Source organism: Cryobacterium sp. Hh7 (genome assembly GCF_004403155.1).
Classification (GTDB): domain Bacteria; phylum Actinomycetota; class Actinomycetes; order Actinomycetales; family Microbacteriaceae; genus Cryobacterium; species Cryobacterium levicorallinum.
In genome coordinates this window covers 1-22,531 of the sequence record NZ_SOHG01000065.1, presented here as the reverse complement: position 1 = coordinate 22,531, position 22,531 = coordinate 1, and the positions used below count along the sequence as shown (strand labels likewise).

21 protein-coding genes are annotated in these 22,531 nt (G+C 66.1%); 14 read left to right on the top strand and 7 right to left on the bottom strand.

What is annotated here, in order from left to right; genetic code table 11:
* Positions 1–76: 76 nt before the first annotated feature.
* The gene (gene putP / locus E3T43_RS17675; protein ID WP_134473382.1) at positions 77–1,579 is read left to right on the top strand and encodes a sodium/proline symporter PutP; all 1,503 of its coding nucleotides are present in this window, start codon (positions 77–79) and stop codon (positions 1,577–1,579) included.
* 90 nt (positions 1,580–1,669) lie between these two features.
* On the opposite strand, the gene E3T43_RS17670 is transcribed toward putP, so the two are convergent.
* Positions 1,670–2,506 carry an exodeoxyribonuclease III gene (locus E3T43_RS17670; RefSeq protein ID WP_092447921.1) on the bottom strand — a complete coding sequence of 279 codons (837 nt, stop codon included), beginning with the start codon at positions 2,504–2,506 and terminating at the stop codon, positions 1,670–1,672.
* Between the two features lie 111 nt (positions 2,507–2,617).
* On the opposite strand from E3T43_RS17670, the gene E3T43_RS17665 reads away from it, so the two are divergent.
* Positions 2,618–3,637 carry a TIGR03557 family F420-dependent LLM class oxidoreductase gene (locus E3T43_RS17665; RefSeq protein ID WP_092447920.1) on the top strand — a complete coding sequence of 340 codons (1,020 nt, stop codon included), beginning with the start codon at positions 2,618–2,620 and terminating at the stop codon, positions 3,635–3,637.
* Between the two features lie 47 nt (positions 3,638–3,684).
* Complete coding sequence (gene cofE, locus E3T43_RS17660) at positions 3,685–4,473, top strand: coenzyme F420-0:L-glutamate ligase (protein ID WP_134473392.1); 789 nt, start codon at positions 3,685–3,687, stop codon at positions 4,471–4,473.
* On the opposite strand, the gene E3T43_RS17655 is transcribed toward cofE, so the two are convergent.
* On the bottom strand, positions 4,470–4,826 hold the full coding sequence (locus tag E3T43_RS17655; protein WP_134473381.1) for a DUF5110 domain-containing protein: 357 nt from the start codon (positions 4,824–4,826) through the stop codon (positions 4,470–4,472). The genes cofE and E3T43_RS17655 overlap by 4 nt on opposite strands.
* Positions 4,827–4,939: 113 nt before the next feature.
* Between E3T43_RS17655 and cofC the strand changes: the two genes are divergently transcribed.
* A complete protein-coding gene (gene cofC, locus E3T43_RS17650; protein ID WP_174844362.1) occupies positions 4,940–5,575 on the top strand; it encodes a 2-phospho-L-lactate guanylyltransferase in 636 nt (211 codons plus the stop codon).
* Here cofC and cofD read toward each other — a convergent pair.
* From cofD to E3T43_RS17630, 4 genes are read right to left on the bottom strand one after another with little or no spacing between them, the layout of a single operon-like run.
* The gene (gene cofD, locus E3T43_RS17645; RefSeq protein WP_241979069.1) at positions 5,572–6,606 is read right to left on the bottom strand and encodes a 2-phospho-L-lactate transferase; all 1,035 of its coding nucleotides are present in this window, start codon (positions 6,604–6,606) and stop codon (positions 5,572–5,574) included. The two genes, cofC and cofD, sit on opposite strands and share 4 nt — an antisense overlap.
* Positions 6,603–7,385, bottom strand: coding sequence for an ABC transporter ATP-binding protein (locus tag E3T43_RS17640; protein WP_134473379.1), 783 nt, complete (start codon positions 7,383–7,385; stop codon positions 6,603–6,605). Before E3T43_RS17640 ends, cofD begins: the two co-directional genes overlap by 4 nt.
* Complete coding sequence (locus E3T43_RS17635) at positions 7,376–8,392, bottom strand: putative F420-0 ABC transporter permease subunit (protein ID WP_134473378.1); 1,017 nt, start codon at positions 8,390–8,392, stop codon at positions 7,376–7,378. The genes E3T43_RS17640 and E3T43_RS17635 overlap by 10 nt, the downstream gene beginning before the upstream one ends.
* Complete coding sequence (locus E3T43_RS17630; protein WP_134473377.1) at positions 8,389–9,396, bottom strand: putative F420-0 ABC transporter substrate-binding protein; 1,008 nt, start codon at positions 9,394–9,396, stop codon at positions 8,389–8,391. Before E3T43_RS17630 ends, E3T43_RS17635 begins: the two co-directional genes overlap by 4 nt.
* A gap of 174 nt (positions 9,397–9,570) precedes the next feature.
* Here E3T43_RS17630 and fgd point away from each other — a divergent pair, with 174 nt between their 5' ends.
* Complete coding sequence (fgd, locus tag E3T43_RS17625) at positions 9,571–10,575, top strand: glucose-6-phosphate dehydrogenase (coenzyme-F420) (RefSeq protein WP_134473376.1); 1,005 nt, start codon at positions 9,571–9,573, stop codon at positions 10,573–10,575.
* A gap of 22 nt (positions 10,576–10,597) precedes the next feature.
* Here the strand turns inward: fgd and E3T43_RS17620 are convergent, their stop codons facing one another.
* Positions 10,598–11,980 carry a PLP-dependent aminotransferase family protein gene (locus E3T43_RS17620; protein WP_134473375.1) on the bottom strand — a complete coding sequence of 461 codons (1,383 nt, stop codon included), beginning with the start codon at positions 11,978–11,980 and terminating at the stop codon, positions 10,598–10,600.
* A gap of 151 nt (positions 11,981–12,131) precedes the next feature.
* Between E3T43_RS17620 and E3T43_RS17615 the strand changes: the two genes are divergently transcribed.
* The 9 genes from E3T43_RS17615 to E3T43_RS17575 all read left to right on the top strand — a co-directional run bounded on the left by E3T43_RS17615 (position 12,132) and on the right by E3T43_RS17575 (position 22,362).
* Positions 12,132–13,007 carry a nitrilase-related carbon-nitrogen hydrolase gene (locus E3T43_RS17615; protein WP_134473374.1) on the top strand — a complete coding sequence of 292 codons (876 nt, stop codon included), beginning with the start codon at positions 12,132–12,134 and terminating at the stop codon, positions 13,005–13,007.
* 96 nt (positions 13,008–13,103) lie between these two features.
* On the top strand, positions 13,104–14,522 hold the full coding sequence (gene hydA / locus E3T43_RS17610) for a dihydropyrimidinase (protein ID WP_134473373.1): 1,419 nt from the start codon (positions 13,104–13,106) through the stop codon (positions 14,520–14,522).
* A 10-nt stretch (positions 14,523–14,532) separates the two neighbouring features.
* A complete protein-coding gene (locus E3T43_RS17605; RefSeq protein ID WP_134473372.1) occupies positions 14,533–15,549 on the top strand; it encodes a TIGR03842 family LLM class F420-dependent oxidoreductase in 1,017 nt (338 codons plus the stop codon).
* 8 nt (positions 15,550–15,557) lie between these two features.
* Positions 15,558–16,517 (top strand): ABC transporter permease, encoded by a 960-nt coding sequence (locus E3T43_RS17600; RefSeq protein ID WP_134473371.1) that lies wholly within the window; start codon positions 15,558–15,560, stop codon positions 16,515–16,517.
* Positions 16,518–16,567: 50 nt separating this feature from the next.
* Entirely contained in the window at positions 16,568–17,398 is an 831-nt protein-coding gene (locus tag E3T43_RS17595) for an ABC transporter ATP-binding protein (protein ID WP_198414396.1), read from the top strand.
* The gene (locus E3T43_RS17590; RefSeq protein WP_134473370.1) at positions 17,395–18,180 is read left to right on the top strand and encodes an ABC transporter permease; all 786 of its coding nucleotides are present in this window, start codon (positions 17,395–17,397) and stop codon (positions 18,178–18,180) included. Before E3T43_RS17595 ends, E3T43_RS17590 begins: the two co-directional genes overlap by 4 nt.
* Before the next feature lie 48 nt (positions 18,181–18,228).
* On the top strand, positions 18,229–19,374 hold the full coding sequence (locus tag E3T43_RS17585) for an ABC transporter substrate-binding protein (RefSeq protein WP_134473369.1): 1,146 nt from the start codon (positions 18,229–18,231) through the stop codon (positions 19,372–19,374).
* 103 nt (positions 19,375–19,477) lie between these two features.
* Complete coding sequence (locus tag E3T43_RS17580) at positions 19,478–20,833, top strand: aspartate aminotransferase family protein (RefSeq protein ID WP_370450003.1); 1,356 nt, start codon at positions 19,478–19,480, stop codon at positions 20,831–20,833.
* Positions 20,834–20,862: 29 nt separating this feature from the next.
* Positions 20,863–22,362: a CoA-acylating methylmalonate-semialdehyde dehydrogenase gene (locus tag E3T43_RS17575; protein ID WP_092447908.1), complete on the top strand. Its 1,500-nt coding sequence runs from the start codon at positions 20,863–20,865 to the stop codon at positions 22,360–22,362.
* Positions 22,363–22,531: the final 169 nt, after the last annotated feature.

Genomic DNA, 22,531 nt, shown 5'->3' with positions numbered 1-22,531 from the left:
AGACTGGCACTTTGAGCTTGCTCGCACCTCGAGTAATCACGTCCAGTACGTCGGGCATCCCAACAAAGGAATCCCATTGACGGATCAAACATTTCAACTCATTGCAATCGTTTTATATCTCGCAGGCATGGTTGCCATCGGCTACTTTGCCTTTCGTCAGACCAAAGACCTTGACGACTACATGCTCGCCGGCCGAGGACTCAAGCCGGGCACAGCGGCCCTGAGCGCGGGTGCTTCGGATATGTCCGGCTGGCTGTTGCTCGGTCTCCCCGGAGCCATCTACGTGTCCGGCCTCGTTGAGGCCTGGATCGCCATCGGCCTCACCATCGGTGCCTGGCTGAACTGGAAGTTCGTGGCACCGCGGCTGCGCTCTTACACCTTCGTATCGAAGAACTCGATCACCATCCCGAGCTTCTTCGAGAACCGACTGAAAGACACGTCGCGCCTGCTGCGCGTGGTCTCCGGTGTGATCATCCTGGTGTTCTTCACGTTCTACGTCTCCTCCGGCATGGTTGCCGGAGGAGTGTTCTTCGAGGAGTCCTTCGGCTCCACGTTCGTCACCGGCATGCTGATCGTCGGCGGCGTCACCCTGCTGTACACCCTGTTCGGCGGCTTTCTCGGTGCTACCCTCACCGACGTTGCCCAGGGCCTCCTCATGCTCGCCGCGCTGATCGCTGTTCCCCTCGTAGCGCTGAACGCCACCGGCGGAGTCGTCGCAACCCTCGACTCCATCCGCGAAGTCAACCCCGACCTGCTGTCCATCACTGCCGGCGGATCCGTGCTCGGTGTCATCTCGGCTGCCGCCTGGGGCCTCGGTTACGTCGGCCAGCCGCACATCATCGTGCGTTTCATGGCCATGCGCACCCCGCAAGACGCCAAGGCTGGTCGCCGCATCGGCATCGGCTGGATGATCCTCACCGCCCTCGGTGCTATTGCGACCGCCCTGATCGGTATCGCGTACTTCCAGCAGAACCCCGACCTGGATCTCGCAAACCCGGAGACTGTGTTCCTCATTCTCTCGCAGACCCTGTTCCACCCCTTCATCGCGGGCCTCGTGCTCGCCGCCGTGCTTGCCGCGATCATGAGCACCATCTCCTCGCAGCTCATCGTCTCGTCGTCGGCGCTCGTTGAAGACCTCTACAAGATTGTGGGCAAGGATGCCGCGCCCAAGCAGCTGGTCATGCTCGGCCGTATCGGTGTGCTCGTCGTGGCCGTCATCGCCGCACTGATAGCGCTGCAGCAGAACTCGACCATTCTCGACCTGGTCGGTTTCGCCTGGGCCGGCTTCGGTGCCGCCTTCGGCCCTGTGGTCATCCTCTCGCTGTACTGGAAGAAGCTCTCCACCTGGGGCACCCTGGCCTCCATGGTCACCGGTGCCGTGGTTGTGTTCATCTGGGGCAACTCCGCCCTCGGCGACACCCTGTACGAGATCGTGCCCGGCTTCGCGGCCAGCATGATCGTGGCCGTCGTGGTCTCCCTCGCCACGTACAAGCCGAACGCCGAGATCGATGCCGAATTCGAACTGGCCGCAGAACAGGCACACCCGAAGTACCAGGCTCCCAAGAAGGTCTCGGTCTAACCACCGGCACCTCGCACTGTACGTTTTACTGCAACGACAGCTGCCCCCGGCCGAAAAGCCGGGGGCAGCTGTCGTTAACGCATCTTTCTGTTAGAAGATCATCGGGCGGTCGTCATCGTCGCCGCCCAGATCGAGGTCGACGAGCACCGGAACGTGGTCGCTCGGGGCGTCGCCCTTGCGTTCATTGCGGTGGATGCTGGCATCCGTTACCAGATCGGCGAAGGCGGGCGAGCCGAGGATGAAGTCGATGCGCATGCCCTCGTTGCGCGGAAACCGCAGCTGCTTGTAGTCCCAATAGGTGAAGCCCTCCGGCACGATCGGGCGCACGACGTCGGTCAGGCCGGCTGCCTGGAAGGCCTCGAACGCCGCGCGTTCCGGCGGCGAAATGTGCGTGGAGAGACCGGGAACCAGCGTCGGGTCACCGGCGTCTTCGTCGCGGGGCGCGACGTTCCAGTCGCCCATCATGGCCAGCGCGAGCGTGGGGTGGGCCTCGAGCTCCGCGACCGCGTGGGCCTCGAGGGCCTTCAGCCAGGCCAGCTTGTAGTCGTAGTGCGGGTCGCCGAGCGCACGCCCGTTCGGCACGTACAGGCTCCACAGGCGCAGGTCGTTCACGGTCACGCCGAGCGCGCGCGCCTCGAGCGGCTGGTCTGGACCGACCGCACCCTTCAGGAAGCCGGGCATATTCGGAAAACTGGTGACGACATCCGTCATTGGCTCGCGGCTGGCAAACGCCACGCCATTCCACTGGCTCAGACCGTGAATGGCGAGGTCGTAGCCGGCGTCCTCGAACACCTGCGAGGGAAACTGCTCGGGCTTGCACTTGATCTCCTGCATGGCGAGAACGTCGATGTCTTCGCGTTCCATCCAGTCGACGATTCGTCCGGAGCGGGCACGAACGGAATTGACGTTCCAGGTGGCGATGCGCATGGCTCCAGCCTATAAGGGCCAGCGTGCCGCCCGGCCAAGCGGATGCCGCCTTCCGCGGTATCGAACGCAGCCCCGACCGTGTTGCGATTGAATGGACACAGATACACGGTTATGGGCGGAAAGGGTATTTTGACGGAGTTGCGGATTGGCTACGCGGCCATGTTGGAGCAGTTTGCACCGGCCGAGGCGGTCGCACTGTCGGCCTACGCGGAGCAGCACGGTTTCACCGGCGTGATGGCGGCTGACCACTTTCAGCCCTGGGTTCCAGCGCAGGGTCAGTCGAGCTTCGTCTGGAGCGTGCTCGCCTCGATCGCCGAGCGCACCACGGGCGACTTCGGTCCCGGCGTGACGGCGCCCACCTTTCGCTGGCACCCGGCCATGGTCGCGCAGGCTTCCGCGACGCTGGCCTCGATGCACCCGGGTCGGCATTGGCTGGGACTCGGCAGCGGTGAAGCGCTGAACGAGCACATTGTGGGCGGCTACTGGCCCGAAGCCCCGGAGCGCATCAACCGCATGTTCGAGGCCATCGAGATCATCTCCAAGCTGTTCGCCGGGTCCCTGGCCGACAAGGACGTCAAGCACTCCGGGCAATTCTTCAAGCTTGAATCCACCCGGCTGTGGACCATGCCGGACGTTGCCCCCGAAATTCTGGTAGCCACGGCCGGCCCGGTCACGGCCAAACGCGCCGGTCGGCTGGCGGACGGCCTGATCACGGTCGGCGCCCCGCTGGAGAAGATCGCGATGCTGTTCGCAAAATTCGACGGCGGCGCCCGCGAGGCAGGCAAAGACCCGTCGACGATGCCCAAGGTGCTGCAACTGCACATGAGCTGGGCCGAAACCGACGAAGAGGCCATGACCAATGCCCTGCACGAGTGGCCGAACGGCGGCATGAAGTTTCCGAAGAGCGATATTCGATCGCCGTTCGAGTTCGAGCAGTTGGCCAAAATGGTGCGTCCGGAGGACTTCGAGGGCCGCATGGTCATCTCGGCCGACCCCGACGAGCACCGCAAATACATCCAGAAATTCGTCGACCTCGGCTTCGATCGCATCTACCTGCACAACGTCGGCCGCAACCAGAAGCAGTGGATCGACGTCTTCGGCGCATCCGTTCTGCCGAAGCTGGTGCGCTGATGCCGCACGACGCCCGGCCCGACGCGGCCGCGGCGGAAGTGGGGGCAATGGAACTGTTCGGCCTGAAGGTGTTCACCCTCGGTGGGTTCGGTGAGATCACGGCCGGTGACGACCTCGCCGCCCTAATCGCGGAGGCCGCACGGTCCCGCCTGATTGACGGCGATATTGTGGCGGTGACCAGCAAGATCGTTTCGAAGGCCGAGGGGCGGGCTGTGCCAGCGGCCGACCGCGAACAGGCCATCACCGACGAGACCGTGCGGATCGTGGCCTCACGCGCCTACCCGGGTGGAGTCACCCGCATCGTCGAGAACCGGCAGGGACTCGTGATGGCGGCGGCCGGCGTCGACACCAGCAACGCGCCCGCGGGCGTCGTGCTGCTGCTGCCGGTGGATCCGGATGCCTCCGCTCGCGCGCTCTGCACAGCCCTTCGCGAGCGCACCGGCCTGCGGCTCGGCGTGCTGATCACCGATACTGCCGGGCGCCCGTGGCGCGAGGGCCAGACCGACATCGCCATCGGTGCGGCGGGGCTTGTGGTACTCGACGACCTGCGCGGCACAACGGATGTCTCGGGTCGCCGCCTCGACGTCACCGTCGCGGCGGTCGCCGACGAGATCGCCGGAGCCGCCGATCTGGTCAAGGGCAAGACCAGCGGCAACCCGGTCGCCGTGCTGCGCGGACTCGGACGACTGGTCGGCGACCTCGATGCCGTCGGCGCCCGGGCGTTACAGCGCCCGAGCGACACCGACATGTTTAGGCTCGGTACCGCCGAGGCCCGCGCCGAAGGGTATCGCGAGGGGTTCGCCGCCGGGTTGGCTGCAGCAGCCGAGAAAAGCTAGATCGAGATCGTGAGGTTCTGGATCAGGCCGGTCTCGGCGGCGAGCTCGAAGCGGTAGCTGAGGTCGACGCTGCGGCCGGGAAAGTTGCCCTCGATGCGGTTGATGACGGTCGTTGCCGCCTCGTCCTTCTCGGTGCGCAGCAGGGTGGTCGTGTATTCGAACTCGGCGGCGCTGCCGGCCAGCCAGGCCGTGATGGCCCGCTCGCCGGTGTACGTCTTGCCGTCGTCGACGACGACAGCGTTTTCGACAAAGGTCGCTCGAGCGGAGGCGGGCTTGGCGCTCGCGCTGCGCTCCAGATAGGTGACGATCGCCATGGGAAGCGCGCGAGCCTGTGCGGTGAGTGACTGTGACATGGGACCTCCTGGGCCGTTCATTCGAACGTACGGATGTTGGCTACTCGACCCCTGAGGCTACCGCTTGCCGGGTTGCGCGGGTTTGCCGGCGGAGCGCTGATAGCGTGTTTACCGTGGATCAGACTCGGTGGGTGGTGGTCGTCCCGGTGAAGGGAACCGCCGGGGCGAAGAGCCGCCTCGGGGCCGGGGCCGGAGCCGGGCGGGCGGCGCTCGCCAATGCGTTCGCGTTGGACACGGTAGCGGCGCTGGTGGCGGCATCCGCTGTGGAGCGCGTGTTCGTGGTGACCGCGAGTGCACGGCTCGGCGTGGCGCTGGCCGCACTCGGCGCGGTCATCGTGCCCGAGGCGCCGGGCCCGGACGCGGGGCAGGACCGATTGAACGCCGCGATCGAGCAGGGTGCCGAGGCGGCCCGGTTCGCGTGCCCCGACGCGAATCTGGCCGTTGTGACCGGAGACCTGCCGGCCCTGCACGTGGCCGATGTAGAAACGGCGTTCGCGCTCGCGGCCACGCACCCGCTCTCGATGGTGGCCGATGCGGAGGGCGTGGGAACAACGACGCTGCTCGCGCGGGCCGGCTACAAGTTCACTCCGCGGTTCGGTCTCGGCTCCCGCGCCGCGCACGAGGGCGACGGGCACGTCGTGCTGGACTTGCCGCCGAGCTCGTCGCTGCGACGCGACGTCGACACCGCAGCCGACCTCGACACCGCCCGGGCACTGGGGCTCGGGCCGCACACGAGCGAACTGGTCTAGCTCCTGGCTCCGGGCCACAGCGCCAGGGCGGCGGCCGCCATCGCGGTCGTGGCGGGCAGGTCGGTCATCCACAGTGGCACAGCGGCCGAGCGGATGCCGGCGGCCGCGAGAGCGGGCAGGGCCACGGCATCCGTTTCGTCGATGAGCCAGCCGTCGAGGATGCCACCCCGGCTGCGGGCACCGTAGTGCAGCCCGACCGCGAGTGCACTGGTCTCGACCCCGATCGTGCGGAGGCAGGCGTCGGCCATTCCGCGCACCGCCGCGCCGCCGACAATCGGAGAGACGCCGACCACGCGGGCCGCGGTCGACCGCAGCGCAGCACGTATGCCCGGAACGGCCAGGATCGTGCCGACCGACACGACCGGATTCGACGGCGGCAGCACGACGAGGTCGGCCTCGGTGATGGCTTCGAGCACCCCTGGCGCGGCGACCGCGTCAGCGAGTCCCCGCTGCTCGAACCCGGTGATCGGCACCTGTGCCCGATAGCGAACCCACCATTCTTCGAAGTGGATATAGTCGCCCACGGAGTGCTCATCTATATTCTCGGCGAGGCATACGTGGGTTTCCACGGGCTGATCACTCATCGGCAGCAGCCGCACCCCGGGCTGCCAGCGGCGGCAGAGAAATTCCGTCGCCTCAGAGAGCGTAGAACCGCTGCGCAGCAGATCGGTGCGCACGATGTGGGTGGCCAGATCGAGATCGCCGAGGGTGAACCAGGACCAGCCGCGACCGTAGGCCGCGATCTCGGCGGAGGTCCTCCGGGTCTCGTCGGGGCGGCCCCAGCCCTGCTCCTCGTTGATGCCGTCACCGAGCGTGTACATGACCGTGTCAAGGTCGGGGCAGATGCGCAGCCCGTCGAGCCACATGTCGTCGCCGGTGTTCACGATGACCGTCACGGTGGCGTCGGGAGCTGTGACCGCGAGCTGCGCCAACATGCCGCGGGTGAAGCGGGCACCGCCGACACCGCCGGCCAGAACGGTCACGCGCTTCAGGCTCGTCATGCCGCCGCCGCTCATGCCGCCGCCGCTCATGCCGACACCGAAGCAGCCGCATAGACGATGACCGGATGACCGCCGCGCGGATGCTCGAGAATGTAGCAGTCCACGCCGTAGACGGCGCCGATGATCTCGGGGGTGAGCACCGCAGCGGGCGTGCCGGAGGCTGCCAGCAGGCCGCCATCGAGCAGCAGGATGTGGTCGCAGTAGGCCGCGGCGAGGTTGAGATCGTGCAGGGCCATGATCGCCGTCACGCCCAGCTCGCGCACCTGCCCGAGCAACGAGAGCTGGGCACTCACGTCGAGGTGGTTGGTCGGTTCGTCGAGCAGAAGCAGGCTCGGTTGCTGCGCCATGGCCCGGGCGATCTGCACGCGCTGCTGCTGCCCACCGCTCAGAGTGTGCCACGACCGATCGGCCAGAGTTCCCGCGCCGACCAGTTCGAGGGCGTCCAGAGCGACCGTGCGATCCTCCGCGCCGCTGAACGAGCCCATGAGTTTGGTGCGGTGTGGAATGCGCCCCAGCAGCACAACCTCGAGCACGGTCAATTCCACACTCGGGGCGGCGTTCTGCTCGAGCAGCGCGATCCGCCGGGCCGCCTCGCGCCGCGGAAGGGAGCCGATGGCGACGTCGTCGAGGGAGGCGGTGCCGGCATCCGCTGTGTCGATACCCGCGATCAGGCGAAGCAGGGTGGACTTGCCGGCGCCGTTCGGCCCGAGCAGGCCGGTGACGCTGCCGGTGGGCAGTGACGCCGAAACGTCCCGCAAAATGCTGGTGCCGTCGATGCTGAACGACAACCGATCGAGTTCTACGCCCACAGCTTCGACTTCTTTCTCTTGATCAGCACAATGAACACCGGCACGCCGATGAACGCGGTGATGATGCCCACCGGCAGCTCGCGCGGATCGAACACGGTGCGCGCGAGGGTATCGGCGATCACCAGGAACAGCGCCCCGCAGACCGCGACGAGCGGGAGCAGGCGGCGGTGGCCCGGGCCGCTGATGCCGCGCACCAGGTGCGGCAGAATGAGCCCGACGAACCCGATGGACCCGCTCACGGCCACCATGGCCCCGGTGAGCAGAGCGACTGAACCGAGCAGCGCCCAGCGGGTGCGATTGACGTTGATGCCGAGGCTGGCCGCCGACGTGTCACCGAAGGCGAACGCGTCGAGCCGGGTCGCCGACAGGATAATGCCGGTGCCCACGACCAAAACGGCTGTCGCCGCGATCATTACGCTCTGCCAGGTGGCACCGGCCACCGAGCCGAGCAGCCAGTTGAGGATCTCGCGGTAGGAGTCGCCCTTGGCCGCCCAGAAGATGATGAACGAGGTGAGGGCACCGGCGAGCTGGGCGATGGCCAGGCCGGCGAGCACGGCCCGCACCGGGGTGATCGTTCCCCCGACCTTGGCGATGCTGAGCGTCGCCATTAGGGCCAGCAATGCCCCGGCAAACGCTGCGGCCGGCAGGGCAAATCCGATGCCGAGAATGACCACGCACACCGCACCAACGGATGCCCCGCTCGACAACCCGAGCAGGTACGGGTCGGCGAGGGGGTTGCGGGTCACGCTCTGCATCACCGCGCCGCTGAGGGCGAGGCCGGCGCCGACCAGCGCGGCCGTGAGCACCCGGGGGAGCCGCAGCTGCCAGACGATCGAGTCGATGAGTAGAGGTACCGGCTCGACGGGCAGGCCGAGGTGCGCGCCGATGCTGCCCGCCACCTGGGCGAGGCTCACCGCTGCCGGCCCGATGGTCACGGCGACCGCGCACCCCAGCACGAGCAGAGCGGCTGCCGCGACCAGCCACCCGAGGTACTTACTGCGGGTCACTCGTCGAGCGCGGCTAGCTGCGAGATCGTGGACGCCGTCGCTTCGACGTTGCGGATGCCGGCCTCGGTCGCGGCGAACGGCAGGATGATGTAGCGCTGGTTCTTGACGGCGTCGAGCACCTGCGTGGCCGGGTCGGACTCCAGGTGGGCGATCTTCGACGCGGCGGTGTTCCAAGTGGCGTCGACGAGCACGATGACGCTCGGGTTGGCCTCGATGATCGACTCCCAGCCCGCCGAGGTCCAGGTGTCGCTCACGTCGGCGAAGATGTTGGTGAGCCCGGCGGCGTCCATGATCATCTCGGGTGAGCCGATACCGGCACCGACATAGGGGGTCGTGGTACCGCTCGAGTACCACAGAGCCGTCGTGTCGGTCGCGGTCGGCTTGAGGGCGGCGAGGTCGGACTGCAGGCCGCTGACCAGCTTGGCTGCGGCATCCGTTGCGCCGAAGATGGCACCGGCCTCGTCGATTTCGGCGAAAACCGTGTCAAAGGTGAGCGGGTTCGGCATGGAGTCGCCCTTGCAGGCGGCCGGCGAGACGTAGGTGCCCACGCCGAGAGCCTCGAGGGCGGGGCGCTCGCCCACGCCGTCGGCGCTGAAGTTGGATTCCCACCCGCCGTAGATGAAGTCGGGGTTCAGGCCAAGCACCGCCTCCTGTCCGGGCAGAAAGTCGCTGATCACGGTGAGGTTGGCGCCGGCTGCCGCGAGTGACTCAGGTAGGGGGCCGTCGAGAAAGGCTGAGCCGACGATGCGGTCGCCGAGTCCAAGGGCGAGCAGCAGTTCGGTGGCCGAGGACTTGATCGACACGATCCGTTCGGGGGCGGCTGCGACGGTGACGCTGGTGCCGCAGTTGTCAGCCGTGATGGGGTAGCCCGCGCGGGCAGCTGTTGACGAAGCGGGGGGCGAGGCCAAAGTGGCGGCGGGCGTTGTCGTGGCGGCGCATCCGCTGAGCAGCAGGGCGGCGTTGATGCCGACGCCGATGAACAGAAAACGGGAACGACGGAGCATGCGGGACCTCACAAAATTTGGGCGCGGGAAACTGGACTGTCCAGCGACCTGCTGCCCAAATCGAGGCAAGCTCAACCAATAAAATCTAATCGGTGGTCGTGAACACCGTATCAGGGGCGCAGAAAAAACAGGGCATAGTCTGAACAGGCTGAGTAACTCGACGAGGGAGAGCGCATGTTGAAGCTGGGACTGAAGGCGTCGGCGGAGCAGTTCGCACCGCGAGAATTGGTCGAACTCGGTGTCATGGCCGAGGAACACGGGCTCGACAGCGTGACCGTGAGCGACCACTTTCAGCCCTGGCGGCACGAGGGCGGGCACGCGCCGTACGCGATGGCCTGGATGGCCGCGGTCGGCGAGCGCACCCAGCGGGTGCAGATCGGCACGTCGGTGATGACCCCGACCTTTCGCTACAACCCGGCCGTGATCGCCCAGGCCTTCGCCACCATGGGCTGCCTGTACCCCGGGCGCATCATGCTCGGCGTCGGAACCGGCGAAGCCCTCAATGAGATCGCCACCGGTTACCAGGGTGAGTGGCCCGAGTTCAAGGAGCGCTTCGCCCGCCTGCGCGAGGCCGTCGACCTCATGCGCCAGCTCTGGACCGGCGAACGAACCGACTTCGAGGGTGAGTACTACAACACGGTCGGTGCGACCCTGTACGACGTTCCGGATGCCCCGGTGCCGGTCTACATCGCGGCCGGCGGCCCCGTCGTGGCCCGTTACGCCGGCCGGGCGGGTGACGGCTTCATCTGCACCTCGGGCAAGGGAATGGAGCTCTACACCGAGAAGCTCCTGCCCGCCGTGGCTGAGGGCCTCGAGAAGGTCGGGCGCCCGCAGGACGACATCGATCGCATGATCGAGATCAAGATCTCCTACGACACCGACCGGGACACCGCGCTCGAGAACACCAGGTTCTGGGCGCCACTGTCCCTCACTCCCGAGCAGAAGCACTCCATCCAAGACCCGATGGAGATGGAAGCCGCTGCCGACGCCCTGCCGATCGAACAGGTCGCCAAGCGCTGGATCGTGGCGTCCGACCCCGATGAGGCCGTCGCCCTGATCAAGCCCTACCTCGACGCGGGCCTCAACCACCTGGTCTTCCATGCCCCCGGCCATGACCAGAAGCGCTTCCTCGACCTGTTCGAGCGCGACCTGGCCCCCCGGCTGCGCCAGCTGGGCTGATCCGCGCGCTGGCCGAAGCCCGCTACGCCCAGCGCGCCCCGACCTCGTGCACGGCCGAATCAAGCGGATGCGCCGCCGCGGCCAGGGCCTCGGCCACCGGCCGAATATCGTCGGGCAGAGCACCGGCGGTCACGCGAATGAACGCGGGACCGCCGGTGCTGGAAAGGTACGGGGTTGCGAGAAACGGCGAGCCGCCGGCCACCCGAATGCCGGAGGCGGCCAGGCGCACCATGGCGTCCCGTTCGTTTTGCACCGGCAGCCAGGTGTTGATGCCGTCGGCCTGCACCACGTCGAGGCCGAACTCGCCCAGGGCATCGGCGAGGGCACGCTGCCGGGCGAAGTAGATGCGCCGGGCCTCGCTGATCTGCGCCATGCTCTCGCCGTTGGTGAGCAGGTCGTGCAAAATTGTCTGCAGCATGCGGCTGGTCCACCCCGGGCCGAGCATCCTGCGGGACACGATCGGGTCGATCAATGCGGCCGGACCGCCGAGGGCGGCCATGCGGAGGTCGGGGCCGTGCGACTTCGAAAAGCTGCGCACGTGCAGGGTTCGTTCGGGTAGCCAGACGCCGAGACTCACATCGGGGGCGATGCTGATCTCGGCGGAGTGGTCGTCTTCGATCACGATGGTGTCGGCGCTGGCCGCCGTTGTGCGCAGCAGGTGGGCGAGTTCCTCGGCCCGCTGCACGGTCATCGACGCGCCGGTGGGATTGTGCGCGCGCGGCTGCAGTAGCACGACGGCGGGCCCGAGCTTGAGGGCTTCGGCGAAGTCGGCCGGAATGATGCCGTGCTCGTCGACGGCCACCGGCAGCCGCTCCAGCCCGAGCTGGTCGAGCAGGTCGAAGAACGGCGGGAACGATGGGTTCTCCACGATCACCCGGTCGCCGAAGCGAGCGACCGCATCGAGGCTGCGCGAGATGGCGTCGAGGGCACCGTCGACGATGGTGATCGTCTCCACCGGGTACGGCCACGAAGTCCGCAGTACCTCGAGCAGCTCCGGAATAATGGGCAGATCCTGATAGCTCGGCGTTTCCGCGCGCTGCGCTACCCGGGAGAGCGCCGGCCCCAGCGCCGGCAACAACCGCGGGTCTGGCGTGCCGCGGGAGAGGTCGAGGCGGGCCGGACCGACCGCGCCGATCATGGACTGGCTGCGGGCCGGCAACCACCTGGGCGCGGCATCCTGAACGAAGGTGCCGCCGCGACCACGCGACACGATCAGGCCGACCGCGGAGAGCGCCTGCCAAGCGTGGCTGACGGTCGCGGGGCTCACGCCGAGCTCGCCGGCCAGCAGTCGCACGGTGGGCAGGCGGTCGCCCGGTGCGAGGCGACCGGAGGCGATCAGTCGCCCGATGGCTGCGGCGATCCCCGCGGGGGTGCGCTGCTCAATTTCGTCGATAAAGTTCTGCATTGCCCTTGCCCCTGGGTGCGTTGGCCGACAGGATGATTAATGCGTGCGATACACAGAGAAACACATTTGAAATGTTTACGTCAAATAATAACAATACGAACAGCGCGGTTCGTTACGGTCATTGACTAACGAAGCAAGTGGAAGGCACAGCATGAGTAACGGCACCACCTCCGACACCAGAAACATCGTTCGAACGGCGATCACTCAGGCCACCTGGACCGGTGATGAAGAATCCATGATTCAGAAGCACGAGGGATTCGTGCGCACCGCGGCCGCCCAGGGCGTTCAGGTGATCTGCTTTCAGGAACTGTTTCACGGCCCCTACTTCGGCATCGTGCAGGACGCCAAGTACTACGACTACGCTCAGCCCGTTCCCGGCCCCATCGTCGAGCGGTTTCAAAAGCTTGCGAGCGAGTACAACATGGTCATCGTCGTTCCGATGTACGAAGAAGAACAGCCCGGCGTGCTCTACAACACCGCCGCGGTCATCGATGCCGACGGCACCTATCTCGGCAAGTACCGCAAGCACCACATTCCGCACCTGCCCCAGTTCTGGGAAAAGTTCTACTTTCGCCCCGGCAACACCGACTACCCGGTGTTCGACACCAGGTACGGCAAGATCGGCGTCTACATCTGCTACGACCGCCACTTCCCGGAGGGCTGGCGCGCGCTCGGCCTGAACGGCGCCGAGATCGTGTTCAATCCCTCGGCGACCAAGCCCGGGCTGTCCAACCGGCTGTGGGAGCTCGAGCAGCCGGCCGCCGCGGTCGCCAACCAGTACTACGTCGGCGCGAACAACCGCATCGGCAACGAAGAGGCCGAGTTTGGCGACGAGGCCGTGACGTTTTACGGCAGCTCGTACTTCGTTGATCCCAAGGGCAACTACGTGGGCGAGCGGGCCTCGACCGACACCGAGGAGATTGTCGTGCGTGACCTCGACCTCGGCGTCATTCGCGAGGTGCGCCGCGACTGGCAGTTCTACCGCGATCGTCGCCCCGACTCCTACGAGCCCCTCGTCGCCCCTTAAAGCGCACGGCGCAGTTAAATCAGCACTGCGGATGCTGTCGACCGACCCGGTCGGCAGAATCCGCTATCCCTGACACTTTTGAGCGAAGAGGATGCCATGAAGACTTTGATCAAGAACGGCACCGTGGTCAATGCCACGGGCCGAGGACTCGCCGATGTGCTGATCGACGGGGAGAAAATCGCTGCCGTGCTCGCGCCCGGCTCGAACCTGCTCGGCTTCGATGTGGCGGGCAATGTCGACCGCGTCATCGACGCCGGCGGCAAGTACGTCATTCCCGGCGGCATCGACGCCCACACCCACATGGAGATGCCGTTCGGCGGCACCCAGGCCAGCGACACCTTCGAAACCGGAACCCGCGCCGCCGCCTGGGGCGGAACCACGAGCATCGTCGACTTCGTCGTGCAGTACGCCGGCGAGGACGTGCTCGAGCGCTACGCCGCCTGGCAACAGAAGGCTGCCGGACAGTGCGCCATCGACTACGGCTTTCATCAGATCCTCAGTGACGTGCAGGATAGCTCCCTCACCGCGATGGACGAACTCGTCGACGAGGGCGTCTCGAGCTTCAAACTGTTCATGGCCTACAAGGGTGTGTTTCTCAGCGACGACGGTCAGATCGTCAAGGCCATGCAGCGCGCGGCCACCAACGGCAGCATGATCATGATGCACGCCGAGAACGGCAGCGTCATCGACCTGCTCGTCCAGCAGGCCGTCGCCGCCGGCAACACCAGCCCGCTGTACCACGGCCTCACCCGACCCTGGCAGGCCGAAGAAGAAGCCACGCACCGGGCGATCATGCTCGCCAACCTCACCGGCGCTCCTCTCTATATAGTGCACGTGTCTGCCAAGCAAGCCGTAGACCAGATCGCTCAGGCCAGGGACAACGGCCAGAACGTCTTCGGCGAAACCTGCCCGCAATACCTGTACCTCTCGCTCGAGGACAATCTCGGTGCTCCCGGGTTTGAGGGCGCGAAATGGGTGTGCTCGACGCCGCTGCGCGCCAAGGCCGAGGGCCACCAGCACCACATGTGGCAGAGCCTCGCCACGAACGACATCCAGATGGTCTCCACCGACCACTGCCCGTTCTGCATGAAGGGTCAGAAGGACATGGGCCTGACCGACTTCTCTAAAATTCCCAACGGCATCGGCTCGGTCGAACACCGCATGGACCTGATCTACCAGGGCGTGGTCGACGGCAAAATCTCACTCGAACGCTGGGTCGAGGTCTGCTCCACCACCCCGGCGCGCATGTTCGGCATGTACGGCCAGAAGGGCGTGATTCAGCCCGGCGCTGACGGCGATGTGGTCATCTACGACCCGAACGGGCACACCTCGATTGGTGTCGATAAGACTCACCACATGAACATGGACTACTCCGCCTGGGAGGGCTACGAGATCGACGGCCACGTCGACACCGTCATCTCCCGCGGCAAGGTCGTCGTCGACGGCTTCGCCTACCTCGGCACCAAGGGTGACGGCCGCTACATCAAGCGCGGCCTGAGCCAGTATCTGATTTAAGGGGGAAGATATGGATTTCGGAGCAGTACTACAGACCAACCCGCCGTCGGCACGCACCGTGCAACTGGCCAAACTAGCCGAGGCACACGGGTACAGCCACGTCTGGACCTTCGACTCGCATCTGCTCTGGCAGGAACCCTATGTGATCTACAGCCGTATCCTGGCCGAGACCAGCAAGATCATCGTCGGCCCCATGGTCACCAACCCGGCGACTCGTGACTGGACGGTCACGGCATCCACTTATGCAACTCTCAACGAGATGTACGGCAACCGCACCATCTGCGGCATCGGGCGCGGCGACTCGGCCGTGCGCACCACCAACGGCGCGCCGACCACGCTGAAGACCCTGCGTGAGTCGATCCATGTCATTCGGGAGCTTGCCAACTCCCGCCCGGTCGAATACAACGGCGCCACGGTGCAGTTTCCGTGGAGCCGCGGATCGAGCCTGGAGGTCTGGGTCGCCGCCTACGGTCCGCTCGCGCTCAAACTCGCCGGCGAGGTCGGCGACGGCTTCATTCTGCAGATGGCCGACCTCGACGTCGCCCAGTGGATGATCGAGAGCGTGCGCACCGCAGCCTCCAACGCCGGGCGCGACCCGATGGCGATCAAGTTCTGCGTCGCCGCCCCCGCCTATGTCGGTTCGGACTGGGAACACATGCGCAACCAGTGCCGCTGGTTCGGCGGAATGGTCGGTAACCACGTGGCCGACATCGTGGCCAAGTACGGCACCGATTCCAACGTTCCTGCGGCCCTCACCGACTACATCAAAAACCGTGAGGGCTACGACTACAACCAGCACGGCAAGGCGGGCAACGAGCACGCCGCGTTCGTGCCCGACGAGATCGTCGACCGATTCTGCCTGCTCGGCACCGCGAAAGACCACATCGAGAAGCTCGAGGCACTCAAAGACCTCGGCGTCGACCAGTTCGCCAGCTATCTGCAGCACGACAACAAGGAAGAAACGATGCGCGTCTACGGCGAAACCGTGATTCCGGCTATGACCGATTCCATCATGGCCACAAAATAGCCAAGCGGATGCCGGCCACCAGCGAGCAGACCGCCCCGCTCACACGCGGCGCGCTTGGAGTGCCTAAACTGCGCGTACCCCGCCGCCGGGCGGTTGTGCACCCGCGCCTGCGCGGGAGCCTGTTCGGCCTGGCCGGACTCGCGCTGCTCGCCCTGATCTGGGAGCTCTACAAGACCTTCGGCCCGGCCGACGGCGTGATCCTCGGCGGCGTCACGGTCCTGCCGCGCACGAGCGATCTCGCCATGCCCCACCTCTGGGTGATGTTCGAGCGAGTCCTCGATCCGGTGACCGGCGCGGCATCCGCTCTGCCGCTGTGGCAGGCGGTGCTGCAGGGGTCGCTGTTCACCCTCGGTATCGCGGCCGTTGGCTGGCTGGTCGGCGTGGCCGTCGGCCTGGCGCTCGCGCTACTCATGCAGCGGTTTCGGCTGGCCGAGTCGGCGATTTTGCCGTGGATCATTTTGAGCCAGACCGTGCCACTGATCGCGATCGCCCCGCTGGTTCGGCGCTGGGGCGCGCAGATCCAGTTCGGCGAGTTCACCTGGGAGAGCTGGATGTCGGTGGCCCTGATCGCCTCCTACCTCGCGTTCTTTCCGGTGTCGATCGGCGCCCTGCGCGGCCTCGGCTCGCCCGACGCCAATCACGTCGACCTCATGCACTGCTACGCGGCGGGCTGGTGGAAGACCCTCTGGCGACTGCGCCTGCCGGCCAGCGTCGGCTATCTGCTGCCGGCCCTGCGCCTGGCCGCGGTCAGCGCGGTCATCGGCAGTGTCGTCGCGGAGGTGTCGATCGGGCTGCGCGGCGGTATCGGCCGACTCATCGTGGAATACGCCGGTGCGGCCGGCAACGACCCAGGAAAGCCCTGGGCACCCATCTTCGGATCGATCCTGGTCGGCCTGGTCGCCGCAGGTTTTGTGGGTCTGATCGGCCTGTTCCTTCGTCGTTTTCGCAGGGGAGAGGCCACGGTATGACCAACAGCGGTATGACCAACAGCGGTATGACCAACAGCGGAATGACCGACATGACTACGCCTGCTATTAATGTGCCGGCTGTTGACATACGTGGCGTCAGCCGCATCTTCGCCGCACGCAAGGGCCCGGGCGTCACCGCCCTCGACGACGTGAGCCTCACGGTCGCGCCCGGCGAATTCGTATCCCTGATCGGGCCGAGCGGATGCGGCAAGAGCACGTTGCTGAGGCTCGTCGCCGACCTCGACGTGCCCACGAGCGGCAGCATCGAGGTGTTCGGCAAGCCGGCCCGGCAGGCCCGCGTCGACCAGGACTACGGTATTGCCTTTCAGCAGGCCGGCCTACTGCCCTGGCGCACCGTGGCCGGTAATATCGAGCTGCCGCTCGAGTTGCATGGAGTGGGCCGGACGGCCCGGCGTCAGCGTGCGGCCGAACTGATCGCCCTGGTCGGGCTGTCCGACTTCGCGAGTCACTATCCCGACCAGCTCTCCGGCGGTATGCAGCAGCGCGTCGCGATCGCCCGCTCGCTCGCCGAAAGCCCGAGTCTGCTGCTCATGGACGAACCGTTCGGCGCCCTCGACGAAATGACCCGCGAGCGCATGCAGAACGAACTCGTGCGCATCTGCGCCGAGACGAAAGCGGCCGTCGTGTTTGTCACGCACTCCATTCCCGAGGCGGTGTTCCTGTCCAATCGGGTGGTGGTCATGTCGCCGCGGCCCGGACGCATCCGCTCGATTGTCCGTGTCGGGCTCGGCGACATGGCTGGCCGGGGCGAAGACCTGCGCGAAGACGAGGGCTTCTTTCACTCGCTCAGCGAGGTACGCGAGCTGCTGCACGGCGACGAGCCTGCCCCGACCGGTGCCCGCAGAGTCGAGACCCGATGAGAACGACCCAGCCGCGCCGTGCCCACAACACCGTGCTTCAGACCGTGCTCGCCCCGATCGTGTTCGGGGTGGCCGTGATCCTGCTGTGGCAGGGCCTCGTCACCGGGCTGGCCATTAAGGCGTTCATTCTGCCCGCGCCGTTCGCCATCGGCGCCGAATTCGCCGCAAACCTGGCGAACGTGGCAGACGGCATGCTCATCACCGGCCGCAATTCCCTGATCGGGCTGCTGATCGGGGCCGTCCTCGGCATCCTCCTGGCCATCATCTCAGCGCTCACGCGCGTGTTCGACGAGATGGCAGCGCCGGTCGTCGCCGCACTCTCGGTGGTACCCATCGTGGCGCTCGCCCCGGTGCTGTACACGATGTTCGGCGCCGGGGCCGAGACCGCAAGGCAGCTCGTCGCGGCGCTCGCCGTGTTCGTGCCGGTCTACTTCAACACCCTCAAGGGGCTGCGTCAGGTGCGACCGGTGCACCGCGACCTGATGCGCGCCTATGCGGCATCGAGCTGGCAGGCGACGCGGGTGGTCACCCTGCCGACCGCGCTGCCCTTCGTCTTCACCGGACTGCGCATTGCCTCGTCGCTCGCCGTCATCAGCGCCCTCATCGCCGAATACTTCGGCGGACCGGTCGGCGGCCTCGGCAAGTCGATCACCTCGGCCGCGTCGAGCAGCAACTATGGGCTGGCCTGGGCCTATGTGCTCGGCTCGATCATTCTCGGACTCCTCTTTTATTGCGCAGCTCTCGCCGTGGAGAAGCTCGTGACCCGTCGATCCGGTAGCTAATCGATCACCCCAGATCCAACCACAGCACCAGCAATCTAGGAGGCAGTCATGAAACATCGCATCAAATGGCTTGGCACACTCGGTTCACTCGCGGCAGTCGGTGCCCTGGTGCTCAGCGGATGCAGCGGCCCCACCACGCCCAGTTCGAGTGACGAGAGTGGAGACCTCACCCCGATCACCCTCCAATTGCAGTGGTTCGCGCAGGCCCAGTTCGCCGGCTACTACGCCGCCCTCGACCAGGGCTATTACGAGGAGGAAGGCCTCGACGTGACCATCGACGAGGGTGGCGCCGACATCGTTCCGCAAGACGTGCTCGCCGCCGGCGACGCCGACTACGCCATCTCCTGGGTGCCCAAGGTGCTCGGTTCGATCGAGCAGGGCGCCAACATCACCGATGTGGCTCAAATCTTTGAGCGCAGTGCCACCACCCAGATCTCCTTCAAGGACAAGAACATCACCACGGCGGCCGACCTCAAGGGCAAGAACGTCGGCAGCTGGGGCTACGGCAACGAGTGGGAACTCTTCGCCGGCATGCAGAAGAGCGACGTCGAGCTCGGCGACATCAACCTCATTCAGCAGGCCTTCGACATGACCGGGTTCCTGGCCGGCGACATCGACGCGGCCCAGGCCATGACCTACAACGAGTACGCCCAGGTTCTGGAAACCGTCAACCCCGACACCGGCGAGCTCTTTCAGCCCGACGAACTCAACGTCATCGACTGGAACGACGAGGGCACCGCGATGCTCCAGGACTCCATCTGGGCCAACGCCGACAAGCTTGAGAGCGACGCGGACTACGCCGACAACACGGTGAAATTCATCAAGGCATCGATCAAGGGCTGGATCTACGCCGCCAACAACCCGGCAGAGGCCGCCGGTATCGTCACGGCCGCCGGATCGACCCTCGGTGAGAGCCACCAGCTGTGGATGACCAACGAGGTCAGCAAACTGATCTTCCCATCGACCGCTGGCGTGGGAATGATCGACGACGCGGCCTGGGCCAACACCGTCGACATCGCCCTGAATACCAAGAACGAGACCGGCGCCACCATCATCACGGCCGAGCCGCCCGCCACGGCGTACTCGAACGAGTACGTGACGAAAGCACTCGACGAGCTGAAAGCCGAGGGCGTCGACGTGATGGGCACCGATTGGACGCCCACCGAGGTCACCCTCAACGAGGGCGGCAACTAACACTGCCCGAATTACTGCACAACGGCCGGGCGGCGCGAGTCGCCCGGCCCCCAGAAATTTACCGTTACGACAACCACCACCACAGAGAAAGCCAGCGATATCCGTGACTGATACCAGCACACCCACCGTTTCCCCCGTATCCATCGACTCGGCGCCGAGTCTCAATGCGCGCACCAGCGAACTCGATCGCGCCCACGTGTTCCATTCCTGGTCGGCGCAGGCGGCGCTGAAGCCGCTCGTCATCGCCGGCGGGCTCGGCTGTCGCGTCTGGGACCACGATGGTCGCAGCTATCTTGACTTTTCGAGTCAGTTGGTCAACGTCAATATCGGCCACCAGCATCCGTCTGTCGTAAAAGCCATCACCGAGCAGGCCGCTCTGCTGACCACCATTGCGCCGTCGACGGCGAACCTGGCCCGCGGCGAAGCAGCCCAGCGCATCACCGATCGCGCCCCCGCCGGGTTCAACAAGGTCTTCTTCACCAATGGGGGAGCGGATGCGAATGAAAACGCCATGCGCATGGCCCGCCTGCACACGGGTCGCGACAAGGTGCTCTCCCTCTATAAGTCGTATCACGGCAACACCGGGGCGGCCGTGGTCGCCACCGGCGACTGGCGCCGCATTCCCAACGAGTACGCGCGCGGCCACGTGCACTTCTTCGGACCGTTCCTCTACCGCAGCGAATTCTGGGCGAGCAGCGAAGAGGAGGAATGCGCCCGCGCGCTGCACCACCTCGAACGTGTCATCCAGGGTGAGGGCGTGGCCTCGGTTGCCGCTATTCTGCTCGAGTCGATTCCCGGCACCGCCGGAATCATGATGCCGCCGGTCGGCTACCTGCCCGGGGTACGCGCGCTCTGCGACAAGTACGGCATCATGCTGATCCTCGACGAGGTCATGTGCGGCTTCGGGCGCACGGGCAACTGGTTCGCTTTTCAGGCCTATGACGTCGTGCCCGACCTGATCACTTTCGCCAAGGGCGTCAACTCCGGCTATGTACCGACCGGCGGCGTGATCATCTCCGATGCCATCGCGGCAACCTTCGACGAGACGGTCTTTCCCGGCGGACTCACCTACAGCGGGCATCCGCTCGCCATGGCGTCGATCGTCGGTGCGCTCGATGCGATGGAGGCCGAGGGCATCGTGGAGAACGCGGCCCGCATCGGCAGCGACGTGCTCGAGCCTGGGCTGAAAGCCCTGCAGGCCAGGCACCCGATTATCGGCGAGGTGCGCGGGGTCGGCGTGTTCTGGGCGCTCGAACTCGTCGCCGACCCGGCAACTCGCGAACCGGTGAGCGGCGCCGTCATGGCCCGAGTGAAAGCCGAGCTGCTCGGGCGTGGCCTGCTGCCGTTCCTGATGGAGAACCGCATCCACGTCGTGCCGCCCTGCGTCGTCACCGACGCTGAGGTGGCCGAGGCGCTCGCCATCTACGACGAGGTGCTCAGCCTCGACCTGCTTTCCTAACCGAACTCAACCCTGAAGGACGTTTCACCATGACCGACACCCCCACCATTCAGCACTACATCGACGGCGCAGCTGCCGCCGGCACCTCCACCCGCACCGCGCCGGTTTACAACCCGGCCACCGGCAAAGTCGCCAAGAACGTATTGCTCGCGAGCACGGCCGACCTCGACGCTGCCGTCGCGGTCGCCCAGGCCGCCTACCCGGCCTGGCGCGACATGAGCCAGGCTCGCCGCCAGACCATCATGTTCAATTTCCGCGAGCTGCTCAACGCACGCAAGGGCGACCTGGCCGAAATTCTCACGGCCGAACACGGCAAGGTCACCTCCGATGCGCTCGGTGAGATCATTCGCGGCCTCGAGGTCGTCGAATTCGCGCTCGGCATGCCGCACCTCTCCAAGGGCGAGTACTCCGAGAACGTCTCGACCGGCGTCGACGTGTACACGCTGCGCCAGCCGCTCGGCGTGGTCGGCATTATCAGCCCGTTCAACTTTCCGGCGATGGTGCCGCTCTGGTACTTCCCGATCGCCATCGCGGCCGGCAACACCGTCGTGCTCAAGCCGAGCGAAAAGGACCCGTCGGCGTCGAACTGGCTGGCCGAGCTGTTCACCGAGGCCGGCCTGCCCGCCGGTGTGCTCAACGTGGTGCACGGCGACAAGGAAGCCGTCGACGCACTGCTCGTGCACCCCGACGTGCAGGCGATCTCGTTCGTCGGCTCCACGCCGATCGCCCGCTACATCTATGAGACCGCGGCCAAGCACGGCAAGCGCGTGCAGTCCCTCGGTGGCGCCAAGAACCACATGCTCGTGCTGCCGGATGCCGACCTCGACCTGGCAGCGGATGCCGGCGTCAACGCCGGGTTCGGATCCGCCGGTGAGCGCTGCATGGCCATCAGCGTCATTGTGGCCGTCGAGCCCGTCGCCGATGAGCTCATCGCGAAGATCGCCGAGCGCGTCAAGGGCCTCACTGTCGGTGACGGCACGCGCGGCTGCGACATGGGCCCGCTGATCACCAAGGTGCACCGCGACAAGGTCGCCGGCTACATCGACATCGCCACGGCCGACGGTGCCGACGTCGTCATCGACGGTCGCGACATCGAGGTTGATGGAGACGCCGACGGCTTCTGGCTCGGCCCGACCCTGTTCGACAAGGTCAGCGTGGACTCCGCCGTGTACCTCGACGAGATCTTCGGACCGGTCCTGTCGATCGTGCGCGTCGCCAGCTACCAGGAGGGCCTCGACCTCATCAACGCGAGCCAGTACGGCAACGGCACCGCGATCTTCACCAACGACGGCGGGGCCGCTCGTCGGTTCCAGAACGAGGTGCAGGTCGGCATGGTCGGCATCAACGTGCCGATTCCGGTTCCGGTGGCGTACCACTCCTTCGGCGGCTGGAAGAACTCACTGTTCGGCGACGCGAAGGCCTACGGCCCCGCCGGCGTCAACTTCTTCACGAGAGAGAAGGCGGTAACGAGCCGTTGGCTCGACCCGAGCCACGGAGGAATCAACCTCGGCTTCCCCCAGAACCACTAGTTCCTCCCCGCGAGAGCGCAAAAAGTGCCCGATTGGAACCTCCAATCGGGCACTTTTTGCGCTCTCGGCGGCCTAGGAGGCTGCTGAATAACATGGGTTCAGCCGGCCCGGCGAGTCTCTAGAGTGTTTTTTTGCTCCGGGGTGGGGCGTTGTGAGATCGGCTGAGCGG

Excerpts from the sequence above, each read along its gene's own strand:
- cofE (WP_134473392.1), top strand. The coding sequence starts at position 3,685 with ATGGAACTGTTCGGCCTGAAGGTGTTCACCCTCGGTGGGTTCGGTGAG.
- E3T43_RS17670 (WP_092447921.1), bottom strand. The coding sequence starts at position 2,506 with ATGCGCATCGCCACCTGGAACGTCAATTCCGTTCGTGCCCGCTCCGGA.
- E3T43_RS17605 (WP_134473372.1), top strand. The coding sequence starts at position 14,533 with ATGGATTTCGGAGCAGTACTACAGACCAACCCGCCGTCGGCACGCACC.
- E3T43_RS17620 (WP_134473375.1), bottom strand. The coding sequence starts at position 11,980 with ATGCAGAACTTTATCGACGAAATTGAGCAGCGCACCCCCGCGGGGATC.
- E3T43_RS17585 (WP_134473369.1), top strand. The coding sequence starts at position 18,229 with ATGAAACATCGCATCAAATGGCTTGGCACACTCGGTTCACTCGCGGCA.
- E3T43_RS17590 (WP_134473370.1), top strand. The coding sequence starts at position 17,395 with ATGAGAACGACCCAGCCGCGCCGTGCCCACAACACCGTGCTTCAGACC.
- E3T43_RS17665 (WP_092447920.1), top strand. The coding sequence starts at position 2,618 with ATGGGCGGAAAGGGTATTTTGACGGAGTTGCGGATTGGCTACGCGGCC.
- E3T43_RS17615 (WP_134473374.1), top strand. The coding sequence starts at position 12,132 with ATGAGTAACGGCACCACCTCCGACACCAGAAACATCGTTCGAACGGCG.
- E3T43_RS17575 (WP_092447908.1), top strand. The coding sequence starts at position 20,863 with ATGACCGACACCCCCACCATTCAGCACTACATCGACGGCGCAGCTGCC.
- E3T43_RS17600 (WP_134473371.1), top strand. The coding sequence starts at position 15,558 with ATGCCGGCCACCAGCGAGCAGACCGCCCCGCTCACACGCGGCGCGCTT.
- hydA (WP_134473373.1), top strand. The coding sequence starts at position 13,104 with ATGAAGACTTTGATCAAGAACGGCACCGTGGTCAATGCCACGGGCCGA.
- E3T43_RS17655 (WP_134473381.1), bottom strand. The coding sequence starts at position 4,826 with ATGTCACAGTCACTCACCGCACAGGCTCGCGCGCTTCCCATGGCGATC.
- E3T43_RS17595 (WP_198414396.1), top strand. The coding sequence starts at position 16,568 with ATGACTACGCCTGCTATTAATGTGCCGGCTGTTGACATACGTGGCGTC.
- E3T43_RS17630 (WP_134473377.1), bottom strand. The coding sequence starts at position 9,396 with ATGCTCCGTCGTTCCCGTTTTCTGTTCATCGGCGTCGGCATCAACGCC.
- cofD (WP_241979069.1), bottom strand. The coding sequence starts at position 6,606 with ATGAGCGGCGGCGGCATGAGCGGCGGCGGCATGACGAGCCTGAAGCGC.
- fgd (WP_134473376.1), top strand. The coding sequence starts at position 9,571 with ATGTTGAAGCTGGGACTGAAGGCGTCGGCGGAGCAGTTCGCACCGCGA.